At 62.2% G+C, this 16271-nt stretch carries 4 protein-coding genes and 4 pseudogenes; 2 read left to right on the top strand and 6 right to left on the bottom strand.

The features are described 5' to 3' along the window. The first annotated feature begins 1 nt into the window (after position 1). Positions 2-10834 carry a non-ribosomal peptide synthetase gene (locus NLN62_RS08085; protein WP_254108310.1) on the top strand — a complete coding sequence of 3611 codons (10833 nt, stop codon included), beginning with the start codon at positions 2-4 and terminating at the stop codon, positions 10832-10834. Between the two features lie 695 nt (positions 10835-11529). Continuing rightward, positions 11530-12297, top strand: a pseudogene (locus NLN62_RS08080) (reverse transcriptase domain-containing protein); the annotation flags it as partial. Positions 12298-12461: 164 nt separating this feature from the next. On the opposite strand, the pseudogene NLN62_RS08075 reads toward NLN62_RS08080, so the two are convergent. From NLN62_RS08075 to NLN62_RS08050, 6 genes and pseudogenes are all read right to left on the bottom strand, one after another. After that, positions 12462-12546 (bottom strand): annotated as a pseudogene (locus NLN62_RS08075) (transposase); the annotation flags it as partial. An 18-nt stretch (positions 12547-12564) separates the two neighbouring features. Beyond that, positions 12565-12963: pseudogene (locus tag NLN62_RS08070) on the bottom strand (integrase core domain-containing protein); the annotation flags it as partial. A 113-nt stretch (positions 12964-13076) separates the two neighbouring features. After that, a complete protein-coding gene (locus NLN62_RS08065; protein WP_371932934.1) occupies positions 13077-14675 on the bottom strand; it encodes an IS66 family transposase in 1599 nt (532 codons plus the stop codon). Between the two features lie 100 nt (positions 14676-14775). Then, the gene (gene tnpB, locus NLN62_RS08060) at positions 14776-15129 is read right to left on the bottom strand and encodes an IS66 family insertion sequence element accessory protein TnpB (RefSeq protein ID WP_254108309.1); all 354 of its coding nucleotides are present in this window, start codon (positions 15127-15129) and stop codon (positions 14776-14778) included. Beyond that, positions 15110-15556, bottom strand: a complete 447-nt coding sequence (locus NLN62_RS08055; RefSeq protein ID WP_254108308.1) for a transposase — start codon at positions 15554-15556, stop codon at positions 15110-15112. The genes tnpB and NLN62_RS08055 overlap by 20 nt, the downstream gene beginning before the upstream one ends. Positions 15557-15637: 81 nt before the next feature. Further along, positions 15638-16210, bottom strand: a pseudogene (locus NLN62_RS08050) (helix-turn-helix domain-containing protein); the annotation flags it as partial. Positions 16211-16271: the final 61 nt, after the last annotated feature.

Genomic DNA, 16271 nt, shown 5'->3' with positions numbered 1-16271 from the left:
AATGGGCCACATCATCCGCGCCGCGCTATGTGCCGACGCCATATTCGCGGATTGGGCTGCTCGCGCCAACATCTTGTGCGTGGCAAGTGTTGAAGAGCTCGCCACACTACTGAATACCGAAGCGGTGGACTGGATATTTTCTATTGCTAATCCGTTTACATTGACACCGGATGTTTTTGTGCGAGCGCGTCAAGGCGCTTTTAACTACCACGACGCTCCATTGCCGCGATACGCGGGAACTCACGCGACGTCTTGGGCGCTACTGGCCGAAGAGACCGAATATGCCATCACGTGGCATCGTATCGATGATGGTGTTAATACGGGTGATCTGGTGGTTCAACGCCAAGTGTTGATTGCGCCCACCGATACGGCGTTAACCCTGAACCTCAAATGCTATGAAGCTGCTGTCGAGGGATTCCAAGAGCTTTTAATTGGCCTAACGAACGGCAAACTCAGCGTCCGTCCACAGGCGCGAGTGGACAGAAGCTTTTTTCCGAAGCATCAACGCCCAGACGCTGCTGGCTGTCTGCGCTGGGATCGATCCGCGCTAGATCTCTCAGCGATGACACGCGCCTTAGACTTTGGGCCGTATCATTCTAATCCGTTGTGTCTGTGCAAGGCTCTCTTAGGCGATGACGTTGTCGTCGTTAGGCGCTTGGAGGTGCTGCCTCAACGGTCAGGCCTTCCGGCAGGATCCCTGGTTGAAATCCATGCTAGCCACTGGCGTGTGGCGACGGGTACGCAGGATGTTGATGTTTGGTTTGGCGGCTCAGATGGTCAGGTTCTGGACGCGCGAGCTCTCGCGAGGCATTCCGCTCTGGATGTAGGCGATCGTCTTACGATTTTGAACGATGATCAGGCGCGTAGCCTAACAACTACACATGAGGTGTTGGCGCCTCGGGAGGATTTTTGGACGCAGCGGCTAGAGCAGTTTAAAATGTTGCAGCTTCCTTTCCTGTCGTCTGTAGCTGTGGCGCCACCCAGGTGGCAGTCGAGTTCGTGGCGAGTTCCGGGTGCTTTGGCTGAGTTTTCCTCCATGGACCGCGTGGAACACTTGGTAACGGCTTGGCTGATCTATCTCGCCCGCATGACAGGCGAATCCAAGCTTCAATTGGGATGGACTCCTGCTTCGAATGGATCGCGAGCCGGGTTGAAAGCGGTGGAGGTGCTTGTCGCTTCTGTCGTTCCGATGGAAATTACCATTGATCTTGCACATGATTTTGCAGAAGTGCGCAGGGCAGTCGCCAGCGAATGCACTGTGCTGAGGAAGCACGATAGCTTTGCGCGGGACCTTATCGCGCGCTTCCCGAGGTTGCGGGGTATGCGGGTGCTACGATCGCGCCGACCCTGGCCGATTGGCATTACGGTGACGGTCAATAGCTGTTCTGCCGCTGGTGATCTAGCCTCGAACGGGGACTCTGAGGCGGTCCTATCCGGTGATTTGCTAACGTTTGAGGTTCGCGCTCTGGATGGGGGCTTTCGATGGCACTTTGATGCAACTCGCTTGGCACCCAACCAGATCGACCATATCACGCAGCATTTGCAAAAGTTGTTATTTGGTGTGTTGGCTGATGCAGGGCAGCCAGTCGGGCGGATTGAGCTGTTGTCGTCCGATGAACGGGCGTACCTGTTGGAGGCGCTGAACCGGACGGGGGCGGCGTATCCTTCGGACACGTGCATCCATGAGCTGTTCGAGGCGCAAGTAGCCAAGGCGCCGGACGCGGTTGCGGTGCTCCATGAGGATGAGCGCTTGAGTTATGGCGAGCTCAATGCGCGGGCCAACCGTCTGGCGCATCATCTGATCGGGCTCGGGGTGAAGCCGGACCAGCCGGTGGCGATCTGCCTTGAGCGCAGCGTGGCGATGGTGGTGGGGCTTTTGGCGATCCTGAAGGCGGGGGGCGCGTATCTGCCGCTGGATCCGGCCTATCCGTCGGCGCGGCTAAAGCAGGTTCTCAACGATGCGGCGCCGCCTCTGCTGCTGGCCGATGCGGCGGGACGATCCGCGCTGGGCGCCGAGGCGCTGGCCGATGTGAACGTGGTGGCTCTCGACACGGCAACGCCGGCGTGGGCGCACCTGCCGGTCTCGGATCCGGACCCGCGCGCACTCGGCCTGACCGCGCGCCATCTCGCCTATGTGATCTACACCTCGGGATCAACAGGCTCGCCCAAGGGCGTCATGGTCGAGCATAAGAGCACCGCGAACCTGCTGCAGTGGAGCGGCGGAGTGTTCGCCCCCTCAGAGATCAGCCGCATGCTGTTCTCCACCTCGATCAGTTTTGATCTGTCTGTCTATGAATGCTTCGTTCCGCTTTCGCAAGGAAGCACACTGTATCTGGTCGAGAATGCACTGGCGCTGGCTGAGAGGCCTTTGGATGTCTCCGTGATCAACACAGTGCCCTCGGCGATCGCCTCTCTGGTCGACAAAAAAGCAGTACCGGCTTCGACAAGGGTGGTTAATTTGGCCGGTGAGCCGCTGAAGGCTGGTCTGATCGAGAAGATCTTCGAGAGCAGCCGCGTCCAGAAGATTTGTAATCTGTATGCTCCTTCCGAGACGACGACGTACTCAACCTGGGTCTGCATGCCAAGGGGGGACGCTGTCGTTGAGACGATTGGGCGTCCGATCGCGAACACGCGGGTGTATCTGCTTGACGGTCATGGAGCGCCTGTTCCGTTCGGGGCGGTCGGCGAGCTCTATATCGGCGGGGCCGGGGTCGCGCGCGGCTACCTGAACCGTCCCGCGCTGACGGCGGAGCGGTTCATCGCCAGTCCCTTTGTGGCAGGCGACCGGCTGTACCGGACCGGCGACCTTGCGCGGTATCTGCCGGACGGCAATCTGGAGTTTTTGGGCCGCAACGACGACCAGGTGAAGATCCGGGGCTTCCGGATCGAGCCGGGCGAGATCGCCGCGCGGCTGGTTGAGCACGCGTCGGTGCGCGAGGCGGTGGTGGTGGCGCAACAGGATCGCGCGGGCGAGAAGCATCTTGTCGCCTATGTGGTTGCGGCTGACGAGTATGCCGGCCAAGCTGTGGGAGCCGAGCTCGCCGGCACCTTGCGCGCACATTTAAGTGCGCGGTTGCCGGACTACATGGTGCCGAGTGCGTTTGTGCGGCTTGCGGCGCTGCCGCTGACGGTGAACGGCAAGCTGGATCGCAAGGCACTGCCGGCTCCGGACGATGAGGCGTATCCGCGGGCAACGTATGAGGCACCGCAGGGCGAGATCGAGACGGCGCTAGCGCAGATCTGGGCGGAGCTTCTGGGGCTCGAGCGGGTGGGACGCCACGATAACTTCTTTGCGCTGGGCGGCCACTCGCTCTTGGCGGTGCAACTGATGGAGCGTCTGCGGCGGCTGTCGCTTGGGGTGGAGGTGCGCACCTTGTTCGCCAAGCCGGTGCTGGCCGATCTGGCAGCAAGCCTTGGCAGCCATCGCGAGGTGGCGGTCCCGGCCAACCTGATCACAGAGCGAAGCACAGCGATCACGCCGCAGATGCTGCCGCTGATCGAGCTGGCGCAGGGCGAGATCGACCGGATTGTCGCCACGGTGCCCGGTGGCGTCGACAACATCCAGGATATTTATGCCTTGTCGCCGCTGCAGGACGGCATCCTGTTCCATCATCTGTTGGCCAGCCGCGGTGATCCGTACCTGCTGGTCTCGCTGATGGCGTTTGCCGACCGGGCCCTGTTGGAGCGCTATGTTGCCGCGGTTCAGCAGGTGGTGGATCGGCACGACATTCTGCGCACATCGTTTGTCTGGGAGGGGCTGTCGGGCCCGGCCCAGGTGGTGTGGCGGAACGCGCCGCTGGAGGTGACCGAGGTTGAGCTGGATGCGTCCGCTGGTCCTGGCCCCGAGCAGCTCAGGCGCCGGTTTGATCCGCGCCAGCACCGGATCGATCTTGGCCGGGCGCCCTTGTTGCGATTTGTGATCGCGCGCGAGCCCGGCGGCGGGCGCTGGCTGCTGCTTCAGCTGCAGCACCATCTGATCGGGGATCACACCACGCTGGACGTGATGCATGCCGAGGTCCGGGCCGTGCTGGAGGGACGCGCCCATGAGCTTGCAGCCCCGCAGCCGTTCCGCAACCTGGTGGCGCAGGCGCGCCTGGGCGTTGACGCAGAAGCGCATGAAGAGTTCTTCCGGTCGCTGCTCGCCGACATCGACGCACCGACCACGCCGTTCGGCTTAAGCGAGGTGCGCGGCGACGGCAGCGGGGCCCGTGAGGTGCGGCGGATGCTGCCGCAGGCGCTGCAGGATCGGCTGCGCCGCCAGGCACGGCGGCTGGGTGTGAGCCTGGCGAGCCTGTGCCATCTGGCGTGGGGCCAGGTGCTGGCGCGTAGCAGCGGGCGCGAGCAGGTGGTGTTCGGCACGGTGCTGTTCGGTCGCATGCACGGCGGCGCCGGCGCCGACCGCGCGATGGGCCTGTTCATGAACACCCTGCCGCTGCGGTTGGACTTGGACGGGACCGGGGTCGCGGCGAGCGTGCGGATTACCCATGCCCGGCTGGCCGAGCTGCTGGCGCATGAGCACGCCTCGCTGGCGCTGGCACAGCGCTGCAGCGCCGTTGCGGCGCCGGCACCGCTGTTCAGCGCGCTGTTGAACTACCGCCACAATACGCCGGCGGCCATCTCCGGACCGGGTGATGTGCTCTCGGGCGTGGAATGGCTGAGCGGGGAGGAACGCACCAATTATCCGCTGACCTTGTCGGTGGAGGATTTTGGCGAAGCGCTGGGGCTGACGGCGGACGCGGCGGAGCCGGTATGTCCGGACCGGGTCTGCGGCTACATGCAGCGCGCGCTCGCGCAACTGGCCGAGGCGCTGGAGCGGACGCCGAACATGCCGGTGCGGGAGCTGGACATCCTGCCGGCCGATGAGCGCGCGTACTTGCTGGAGGGGCTGAACCGGACGGCGGCGGCATATCCTGCGGACAAGTGCATCCACGAGCTGTTCGAGGCGCAGGTCGCCAAGGCGGCGGATGCGGTAGCGGTGCTCCATGAGGACGAGCGCGTAAGCTATGGCGAGCTCAATGCGCGGGCCAACCGTCTGGCGCATCATCTGATCGGGCTCGGGGTGAAGCCGGGCGATTGCGTAGCCACTGTGATTGACCGTTCCGTGAGTCTTGTAGCGGCGCAGCTTGCGATCCTGAAGGCGGGGGGAGTGTATGTGCCGATTGATCGCACTCTTCCATCTGCGCGACAACGCTGCCTGATAGCCGACTGTGCTGCGCGCCTAGTGCTCACCGAGAGTGACGATGATGATCTGGTTGCGGTGACGAATCGTGTTCTGATCATTGAGCCGCTGATGGTTGGAACAGGCTCTAGTGCCGATCCTGGCCTTGCATTGAGCGCCGAGGCGGCCGCTTACGTGATGTACACCTCCGGGTCGACCGGCGTTCCCAAGGGAGTTGTTGTTCCGCATCGTGCGGTCAACCGGCTCGTGATCAACAATGGGTATGCGAAGATCGGGGCCGGAGATCGTGTCGCCTTCGCCGCCAATCCCGCCTTCGACGCCAGCACATTTGAAGTCTGGGCGCCGCTGCTTAACGGTGGCTGCATTGTTGCAATGGATGCCACCACCGTCATAGACGCTTCAACTTTTGCTAGGGCGCTCAAACAGCAACGGGTGACATCACTGTTTCTAACAACAGCATTGTTCAACCAATATGCATCAGTGATTGCCTCGACGTTAGCACAACTTAAGTACCTCCTCTGTGGAGGCGAGCGCAATGACCTTCCCTCATTTCTGAGATTGCTGAGAGAAGAAGGTCCTGTACGTCTCATTCACTGTTACGGTCCGACCGAGACGACTACCTTCGCGACAGTCTGCGAGATTACCGCAATTTATGAGACATTCGGCCGGCTGCCGATTGGCCGACCGATCGCGAACACGCAGGTGTATCTGCTGGATGGTCATGGAGCACCTGTTCCGTTTGGGGCGGTGGGTGAGCTCTACATTGGCGGGGCGGGGGTCGCGCGCGGCTACCTGAACCGTCCCGCGCTGACGGCGGAGCGGTTCGTCGCCAGTCCGTTTGTAGAAGGCGACCGGCTGTACCGGACCGGCGACCTGGCGCGGTATCTGCCGGACGGCAATCTGGAGTTTTTGGGCCGCACCGACGACCAGGTGAAGATCCGCGGCTTCCGGATCGAGCCGGGCGAGATTGCGGCACGGCTTCTTGAGCACGCATCGGTGCGCGAGGCGGCGGTGGTGGCGCGCGAGGATCGCTCTGGCGAGAAGCAGCTTGTCGCCTATGTGGTGACGGCTGACGAGTATGCCGGCGAAGCTGAGGTGGCCGAGCTTGCCGGCACGTTGCGCACGCATCTCGGTGCGCGGTTGCCGGAGTACATGGTGCCGGCTGCGTTCGTGCGGCTTGCAGGACTGCCGCTGACGGTGAACGGCAAGCTGGACCGCAAGGCGCTGCCCCCGCCGGAGGATGATGCGTATGCGCGTCGCGCCTATGAAGCGCCGCAGGGGCCTATTGAGGAGAAGCTGGCGCAGATCTGGGCGGAGCTTCTGGGGCTGACGCGGGTGGGACGCCACGATAACTTCTTTGCGCTGGGCGGCCACTCGCTCTTGGCGGTGCAACTGATGGAGCGTCTGCGGCGGCTGTCGCTTGGGGTGGAGGTGCGCACCCTGTTCGCCAAGCCGGTGCTGGCCGATCTGGCAGCAAGCCTTGGCAGCCATCGCGAGGTGGCGGTCCCGGCCAACCTGATCACAGAGCGAAGCACAGCGATCACGCCGCAGATGCTGCCGCTGATCGAGCTGGCGCAGGGCGAGATCGACCGGATTGTCGCCACGGTGCCCGGTGGCGTCGACAACATCCAGGATATTTATGCCTTGTCGCCGCTGCAGGACGGCATCCTGTTCCATCATCTGTTGGCCAGCCGCGGTGATCCGTACCTGCTGGTCTCGCTGATGGCGTTTGCCGACCGGGCCCTGTTGGAGCGCTATGTTGCCGCGGTTCAGCAGGTGGTGGATCGGCACGACATTCTGCGCACATCGTTTGTCTGGGAGGGGCTGTCGGGCCCGGCCCAGGTGGTGTGGCGGAACGCGCCGCTGGAGGTGACCGAGGTTGAGCTGGATGCGTCCGCTGGTCCTGGCCCCGAGCAGCTCAGGAGCCGGTTTGATCCGCGCCAGCACCGGATCGATCTTGGCCGGGCGCCCTTGTTGCGATTTGTGATCGCGCGCGAGCCCGGCGGCGGGCGCTGGCTGCTCTTGGAGCTGCAGCACCATCTGATCGGGGATCACACCACGCTGGACGTGATGCATGCCGAGGTCCGGGCCGTGTTGGAGGGACGCGCCCATGAGCTTGCAGCCCCGCAGCCGTTCCGCAACCTAGTGGCGCAGGCGCGCCTGGGCGTTGATGCAGAAGCGCATGAAGAGTTCTTCCGGTCGCTGCTCGCCGACATCGACGCACCGACCACGCCGTTCGGCTTGAGCAAGGTGCGCGGCGACGGCAGCGGGGCCCGTGAGGCGCGGCGAATGCTGCCGCAGGAGCTCAACGATCGGTTGCGGGCGCATGCGCGGCGGCTGGGTGTGAGCCTGGCGAGCCTGTGCCATCTGGCGTGGGGCCAGGTGGTGGCGCGCAGCAGCGGGCGCGAGCAGGTGGTGTTCGGCACGGTGCTGTTCGGCCGCATGCACGGCGGTGCCGGCGCCGACCGCACCATGGGCCTGTTCATCAACACCCTGCCTGTGCGGCTCGACCTGGACGACACCGCCGTCGCGGCGAGCGTGCGGACCACGCACGCGTGTCTGGCCGAGCTGCTGGCGCACGAGCACGCCTCGCTGGCTTTGGCGCAACGCTGCAGCGCCGTTGCGGCGCCGGCGCCGCTGTTCAGCGCGCTGTTGAACTACCGCCACAACACGCCGGCGACCATCCCCGGACCGCAGGATGTGCTGTCCGGGGTGGAATGGTTAAGCGGGGAGGAGCGCACCAATTATCCGCTGACGTTGTCAGTGGAGGATTTTGGCGAAGCGCTCGGTCTGACAGCGCAGGTGGCGGAGCCTGTCTCAGCGGATCGGGTCTGCGGCTACATGCAGCGCGCGCTCGAGCAGCTGGCTGAGGCGCTGGAGCGGGCGCCGCACACGCCGGTGCGAGAGCTGGACATCCTGCCGGCTGACGAACGGGCGTACCTGTTGGAGGCGCTGAACCGGACGGGGGCGGCGTATCCTTCGGAGAAGTGCATCCATGAGCTGTTCGAGGCGCAGGTCGCCAAGGCGCCGGACGCGGTTGCGGTGCTCCATGAGGACGAGCGCGTAAGCTATGGCGAGCTCAATGCGCGGGCCAACCGTCTGGCGCATCATCTGATCGGGCTCGGGGTGAAGCCGGACCAGCCGGTGGCGATCTGCCTTGAGCGCAGCGTGGCGATGGTGGTGGGGCTTTTGGCGATCCTGAAGGCGGGGGGCGCGTATCTGCCGCTGGATCCGGCCTATCCGTCCGGGCGGCTCAAGCAGGTTCTTGACGACGCGGCGCCACGGCTGCTGCTGGCCGATGCGGCGGGGCGCGCCGCACTGGGCCCGGATGCGCTGGCCGATGTGATGGTGGTCGATCTCGAGGTGGCGACACCGGCCTGGACGCATCTGCCAGCCTCGGATCCGGATGTGCGCACCCTCGGCCTGACCTCACGCCATCTCGCCTATGTGATCTACACCTCGGGCTCAGCCGGCACCCCAAAGGGCGTCATGGTCGAGCATCGGAGTCTGATGAACTATTTGCAATGGTCAGATCGCCGCCATTATAAACGAGGTTCGTGTGGCTCGCCCATGCTGCTACCATTCAGCTTTGACGCCGGCATTACAACCTTGTTCGGGCCTCTGTTGGCAGGGGCCAGGCTCCATCTTCTAAAATCGACTGTCCAAATCGATTGGCTGACTCCTGTAGCGCATTGTCAGACCTATGATCTGGTTAAGCTGACGCCTTCGCATCTCAGGATGCTGAACAAGCGGCTTGAAGCTTACAAGGGACCAGCTCCGACAAGAGCACTAATGCTTGGGGGCGAGGCCTTAATCCCGGCAGATATACAGCTTTGGCAAAAACGTTTTCCGAACGTGCGTCTGTTCAATCAGTTTGGTCCGACAGAAGCAACGGTTGGATGTGCCACATTCGAAATATCCAAAGCTGTCGAGAGGCTGAACTCGATCCCGATTGGCCGACCGATTGCGAACACGCGGGTGTATCTGCTGGACGGTCATGGTGAGCCTGTTCCGTTCGGGGCGGTCGGCGAGCTCTATATCGGCGGGGCCGGGGTCGCGCGCGGCTACCTGAACCGTCCCGCGCTGACGGCGGAGCGGTTCATCGCCAGTCCCTTTGTGGCAGGCGACCGGCTGTACCGGACCGGCGACCTTGCGCGGTATCTGCCGGACGGCAATCTGGAGTTTTTGGGCCGCAACGACGACCAGGTGAAGATCCGGGGCTTCCGGATCGAGCCGGGCGAGATCGCCGCGCGGCTGGTTGAGCACGCGTCGGTGCGCGAGGCGGTGGTGGTGGCGCAACAGGATCGCGCGGGCGAGAAGCATCTTGTCGCCTATGTGGTTGCGGCTGACGAGTATGCCGGCCAAGCTGTGGGAGCCGAGCTCGCCGGCACCTTGCGCGCACATTTAAGTGCGCGGTTGCCGGACTACATGGTGCCGAGTGCGTTTGTGCGGCTTGCGGCGCTGCCGCTGACGGTGAACGGCAAGCTGGATCGCAAGGCACTGCCGGCTCCGGACGATGAGGCGTATCCGCGGGCAACGTATGAGGCACCGCAGGGCGAGATCGAGACGGCGCTAGCGCAGATCTGGACCGAGCTTCTGGGTGTGGAGTGGGTCGGGCGGCATGACCACTTCTTCGCGCTTGGCGGCCATTCGCTGCTAGGGGTGCGTTTGCTGAGCCGAGCGCTAGATCTTGGGATGAAGTTTAGCGCCGCTGATCTCTTCCAAGCTCCTGTTCTGAAGGAGCTTGCATCGAAGGTTGAGTTGGATCCGCACCGCCATACAGCTGGAGTGCTATCCGTTCGTGTGACGGGATCACAACTGCCGCTCTTCTTTGTGCCGACAGGTTTGGGAGATTGTTCCTATGTCCTTAGCTTGGTGAAGGAAATGGACATAGACGCGCCCGTCTATGCTCTGCCATGGCCGTCTTTCGATGAAGTGTTTCCACCAACTCTTGAAGCGATAGCCTCGCAAGCAATCTTGGCGGTTAAACAGATTCAGCCGCGGGGTCCATATCGCTTCGCTGGATACTCTTCAGGCGGGATCCTGGCTTACGCAATTGCCCAGCGCTTACTCAGTCTCGATGAAACTGTCTCATTCATGGCTTTTATCGATGTTACGTTACCTGCAAATCGATTGAGCATATCGCCAGCCCAAATAGCACTAGAAGTGGTGCTAGAATCTCTTGAATCCTTAGACGAAGATGATGAGCGGTTGGAAGTGTTGGAACACTTTGCTAAACAAAGTTCGATTGTTCAGTTGCTCGAAAAAGCACAGCAAATTGGAGCGATAGCTCTAGATCGTGATCTCCACAATGATGCTTTCGTGTGTGAAAGAATTGCCCAATTTCAAAGGGCGCTGCGGTTGTATCAAGTTCCATCCCTGCCAGTTGAAATACATCAGTTTTATGCCACCGAGTCTCCCCTCATTGGTCGGGCACGACCGGCCAATAGTTCAATAGGTCCAGAGGCGAGTTCGCCCATGCGGGGGTGGGACCATGTCTTGAGTGCGGCGGCTGTGCATACCGTACCGATTCCAGCCAATCACGTGACCATGATAAGTATTCCGGAAAACCGCCGAGTTCTGGCTCGATCCTTATCAACAGCCTTAAATAGCTCACCGATAACACCTCTAAACGAGCATTTCTCACAGAGTTAAGCGCATCGGGGTGTCATTCGGCCCTTTAATTGCGGTTTGTTGTCAAGCTTCCATTTCTGAACTTGCCAACGGCAAGGTGGTAGCGCTCGCGCCGTCGGAGCTGGTCAGGGTTGGTGCGCGACGACGGCGCGAAGAAGGAGGTAGATCAATTGACCTAAAGCTTTCAAGCAGCCTTGCTGTGCAAGAGATGAGGGTAGGCCCCTCGGGCTCGGATTGCAGGATCAGAGTCCAAACCACCACAAGCTGCTTCGACACAACGGTCGAGGTGGTGAGCGTTGTTGGAAAAGGCGGGCGCAAGCCCGTCAGGTAAGCCTCAGGAAGGCGAGCGGAAGCGAACCGCCGATGAAGCATCGAAAACCAGTACAGACGTTGTCGAAACCAAGGGTTCAACCCTTCCTTGGGAGCAAGCCTATCGGGAGCCTGGTTACTGGATGGGTGACGACCGGTGTAGAGGCGGCGCGATCCTGATGGCAGGCTCTTACACGGAACGTGGGAACCTGGGTCGTGATGCCAAGGGAGAACCTGAAAGCGGCAGCACCGCTGAGGGGAGAGTACCGATGCACGGCGCAGGGGCGGACGGGTTCGCAGTAGTGATGAAGCCTGGTAATGCAGGTGGAGCGAAGGGACCCGATCATCTGGCCAACGACAACAGCCAACCCGCAATGGGGATGAACTGATGTCCGAGGCAAAGCCGTATGATATCTCCAAGCACCTTGTTTGGCAGGCTTGGAAACAGGTCAAAGCAAACCAAGGGGCCGCGGGCGTGGATGGCGTCTCCGTCGCGGCGTTCGAAGGACCTGAAGAGGAATCTCTACAAGGTCTGGAATCGCATGTCGTCGGGGACGTATTTTCCACCGCCTGTTCGTCTCGTGGAAATCCCCAAATCCGATGGCAAGAGTGTCAGGAAACTCGGCATTCCCGCCGTCGGAGACCGAGTGGCCCAGACGGTCGCAAAGATGGTCATAGAAAAGGAAGTGGAGCCAGTCTTCCACCCCGACTCTTACGGCTATCGGCCCGGACGCTCTGCGCTCGATGCGGTGGGGAAGGCGCGCGAGCGCGGCTGGAAATTCGATTGGGTCATAGACTTGGACATCAAGTCGTTCTTCGATACGATTCCATGGGACCTGATGGAAAAAGCTGTAGCCCACCATGTGGAATTGGGCTGGGTTCGTCTCTACGTCAGACGGTGGCTGCAAGCCACCGTGGAGCGGAAAGACGGGACCCGCGACGAGCGAACACGAGGAACCCCTCAGGGTCCTGTCGTCTCGCCCGTACTCTCCAATCTCTTCATGCATTATTGTTTCGATGCATGGATGCAACGGACCTTCTCACACCTGCGCTTCGAAAGATTCGCTGATGATGCGATCGTCCATTGCAGGAGTGAGGAGGAGGCCAAAGCCGTACTGGGAGCGATCCGTAATCGCCTTGCCGAGTGCGGTCTGGAACTCCACCCGGAGAAAACCCGGATCGTCTACTGCAAGGACAACAATCGGAGCGGAGGGTACGAGCAAATCCTTCTCGGAGCAATCGGATGGCTCTTCCGGCTCCGAATGAGCATCGGCGGATATTATTCCGAGCAGTTCACGGCAGCGAGCGAGCTTTTGCTTGCGGTAGCGGTTACCCAAAAAACCATAGTAGCGAATACGTTTGAAGCCTTCGGGCAGGACATGGATGAGGAAACGCCGAATGAACTCCCCGGCGTCCAGCGTCATTTGTAGGGTCTGGTCACATCATTTCAGCGCAGCGAACGCCTGATCAAAGCGATACTCCGGGATTCTGATCCGCTCTTTTGTAGGGTCGAAGCGGGATTCCACCTGGTCTGTGAACGGGGTGACGTTCGACAGGTCGCAGACGCGATCGATAGGCGTGCCACCGCCGAGGGCGGTATGCGGGCGGCCCCAATTCCAATGATGTTGCCATTCGGCAATCCGATCCTCGATGTCGGCGGCCTTCGGGTCGACCGTTGACCAGAACTCTTCGAGGTCTGCCCTTTGAGTCCGTTCGACTTTGCCCTTCCGATGCGGTGAGCGCGGTCTTATGGGACGGAACTTTATCGCCCAGTCCATCAGCGTTTGCTGCACAGCCTCGGCAAAGAACTCGCGGCCGCGATCGGTCTGGATGCGCTGAATCGTAAGCGCGCATTTTACTGCACAGGCTGCGCGCGCGGGTGGCCGCGGCGTGGTGTGACGCCGGGCCCCAGCGGGATCATCGGAACGGCTTGGTTGACCTGAGCGTTCGAACGTCAGCCGCTGTTCTCAGCTGGCAGGTGTGTTTGACCGGTGCAGTTGAACGGCAACAGATCTTCGATGTCGGCGTCGGGCGCACGCTGAGGCAGTTCAGTGAGCGCGTGACGTAACCATGCATAGGGATCGACGTCGCATGCCCGGCATGTCAGCACCAAACTGTAGATCACGGCGCTTGCCTTGGCGCCGGCAACGGTATCGCTGAACAGCCAACTTTTTCTTCCGGTGCAAAACGGCCTGATGTCGCGCTCCAGAACATTGTTGTCGATTGGCGCAAGACCGTCACTGGTGTAGCGGGTCAGATAGTCCCATTGGTTGCGCGCATAGGCGATCGCCTTGCCGGTCAAGCTTTCGGGCAGGACCTTCGGCGCCTGGTCGTCGAGCCACGTCTTGAAGGCGGCCAATACCGGCAGGCTATGCTGCTGGCGCAGCCGCACGGTGTATGCGGCGCGCGTTTCGCCGTCGGGCGGCGTCTGGCGCGCCACTCTCTCGACCTCATACAACGCCTCGAAGAACTTGAGCGCCTGCAATGGTGAACCGCCGGGCGTCTTCCTGGCCTTGAGCGCGTCGGTAAATTTCCTGCGGGCATGCGCCATACAGCCGAGATGGGTCGCGCCTGTCAGCGTGCGCCAGGCGTCATAGCCATCGCTCATCAACAAGCCGCGATAGCCGGCCAGGAACGCCTGCGGATACTCCTGACCGCGACCGGGCTGGTAATCGAACAGCACGACCGGCTGCGCGCAGTCCTGGCCGCTGCGGTAGGCCCACATGAAGGATTTGGCCTGCGCGTCCCGGCCCTCCTCTTTCAGAACCTGCACCCAGGTTTCGTCACCGTGGACCAGGGGCTGCGCCCTGAGCTTTTGCTGTAGCGCGTCATAGACCCGATGCAGATGCAATTCGCTCGCCCGGATCACCCAGTTGCCCAGCGTCCCGCGGCTGATGCTGATCTCGGCCCGCCCCAGCGCGTCCGCCACACGATACAGCGGCGTGCCGTCGACGTATTTGTTGGCGAGCACGAGCGCCAGCGTCGATGGCGTGGCGACGCTGCCCGGCAACGGCTGCGCCGGCATCGGCGCGGTCACGATCGGGGTGTTCAGCGCGGTGCGCTCGCAGTGACGGCACGCATATTTGAACCGCACATGTTGCAGCACCGACGCCTTTACCTCGACGTGCAACTGCTCGGTGACGGTCTCGCCCATCCGATGCATCCGATTGCGGCAGCACGGACAGTCCTTTTGATCCTCACCCAGATCATGTTCGACGCGCTGGCGCGGCAGATCGTCAGGCAGCGGCTTGCGGCCGCGTGTCTTCGGCGCCGGCTTTGGAGCCTCCGGCAATCCCATGTCCGGCACGGCGACCGCCTCGACATCGCCGTCGTCCCGGCTTTCAGCGGCGGCCTGCTCGGCTTCGTTGAAGATGCGCTCCTTGAGCTTTTCGCTCTTCGGCGCGTAGCGGTGCAAGCGCTCCAGGCGCAACTGCTCCTCAAGATGCAGGACACGTTGCGCGAGTTTCTCGTTCTCGGCCTTCAGCGCCGCGATCTCGGCCGCGTGCGCCGCGATCAGGGCTTCCATCTCGTGCGTCGTGGGCTTGCGACTCATCGTAGTCTTGAATCGAAGTCATGCCGCCGCGTCAACCGGGTTCCATGCGGTTGGCGGCGTCACCCGATAGCGGTGATGACGCCGCCCGCATCGAACACGGTCAGCCCACGCTGTGATATTGCCGCACCGGATGGCGCCGCACCGCCGCGATGTCGATGCCGTCAAGCAGCCAGTGCAGTTCCTCCGTCGTCAGCGTCAGCACCGCCTCCTGGCTTCGGGGCCAATGGAATCGGTCCGCCTCCAGCCGCTTCAACAGCATCCAAAATCCCGACCGATCATAAATCAGCAGCTTGACCCGGTCGCGGCGGCGATTGCAGAACGCGAACACCGCGCGCTGGAACGGATCCTGCCCCATCGACTGCTCGACCACGATCGCCAGGCTGTTGATCCCCGCCCGGAAGTCAATCGGCGCGCGGTGAAGGTAGACTCGAAGATCAGACGCCAGCCGGAACATCGCAACGCCCCAGCGCTTCAATCACCACCGACAGCAACTGCGCGTCGCCGCCTTCCAGCGAAAGCGTCACGCCGTTCGGCATCGATGCCGTCAGCCGCCCAGCAGAGGATCGCTCCGTAGCGCAAAGGGCGATCGCGCCGGCAGATCGGGTTGGCGACCGCGACGGCGCGCTCACCGGAATAAACGCCGGCGCAATCGCCGCCCGCGCCTCCGGCTGGCCATTCCCGTTCTGAAGTTGTCGCTTGGCCACCCACTTGCGCAGCAGGTTCGCGTTCACGCCGTGTTGCAACGCCAGCCCCGCCAGCGACACGCCAGGCTGCAGACAGGCCTCGACCAGCCGCTGTTTGCTGGCTGGGTCATAGCGACGACGGCCATTCCGCAACACGCCGAGCGTCTCAAGCTTAAAAGGGGCTTCTGGAGTGATCATCGATGGTGTCCACCTTGTTCATGGTGGACACCTCATCCCATCCGGGCTCTCAATTGCACAGGTGCGTAGAAAAAAGCGCTTACGCTGAATCGGAAACGGCGTCTCCTCAATGAGGCGCTCCAGGAAGTCCAGCGTGTTGGCCGCTGTGCGTCGGCGATAAACGCCCAGCACCTTGTAGCGGGAGCAATCGTCAATCGCCGTATACTGGTAAACGCCCGGCGCGATCTTGCAGACGTCCATCTGCACCCGGTCGCCAGGAACTGGCCGCGTGTAGCGCTTTGTGCCCTTCATCTTGCGGCGCGGACGCTTCAGTACTTGCTCACCGTGGCGACACAACGCGCGATGCAGCGTGTCGAGCGAGAGCGCAACGTCGTGGCAGCGGATCAGTTCGTTGCGCAATTGCTTGATCCCGAGCTTGCGCTCACGCCGCAGCGACAGGATCAACGACTCCTCGGACTCGAAGACCTTCTGCTTCGCCTGGCGCAGTGGCCGGCGGCTGCGCTCGACCAGCCCAGCCTCGCCGGCTTCCTGGAAACGGCGCAACCATTTGCGCAACGTCGAACGCGAAATGCCGCGGCGTCGACAGACGAGACCGGCATCGCCCGTTGCCTCGTAAAGCCTGATCCAGCCAAGGCGCATCTTCACGCGAAACATCGGGGGGCCTGTGGATTTGATGGACAGCACTACCGAGACTGGGCAAGAATCCTCGGCGCGC

The organism is Bradyrhizobium sp. CCGUVB23 (assembly GCF_024199885.1).
Taxonomy (GTDB): Bacteria; Pseudomonadota; Alphaproteobacteria; order Rhizobiales; family Xanthobacteraceae; genus Bradyrhizobium.
The sequence above is the reverse complement of the archived record's forward strand: the minus strand, read 5'-3'. Positions and strand labels throughout refer to the sequence as shown.

Excerpts from the sequence above, each read along its gene's own strand:
- tnpB (WP_254108309.1), bottom strand. The coding sequence starts at position 15,129 with ATGTTCCGGCTGGCGTCTGATCTTCGAGTCTACCTTCACCGCGCGCCG.
- NLN62_RS08055 (WP_254108308.1), bottom strand. The coding sequence starts at position 15,556 with ATGATCACTCCAGAAGCCCCTTTTAAGCTTGAGACGCTCGGCGTGTTG.
- NLN62_RS08065 (WP_371932934.1), bottom strand. The coding sequence starts at position 14,675 with ATGAGTCGCAAGCCCACGACGCACGAGATGGAAGCCCTGATCGCGGCG.
- NLN62_RS08085 (WP_254108310.1), top strand. The coding sequence starts at position 2 with ATGGGCCACATCATCCGCGCCGCGCTATGTGCCGACGCCATATTCGCG.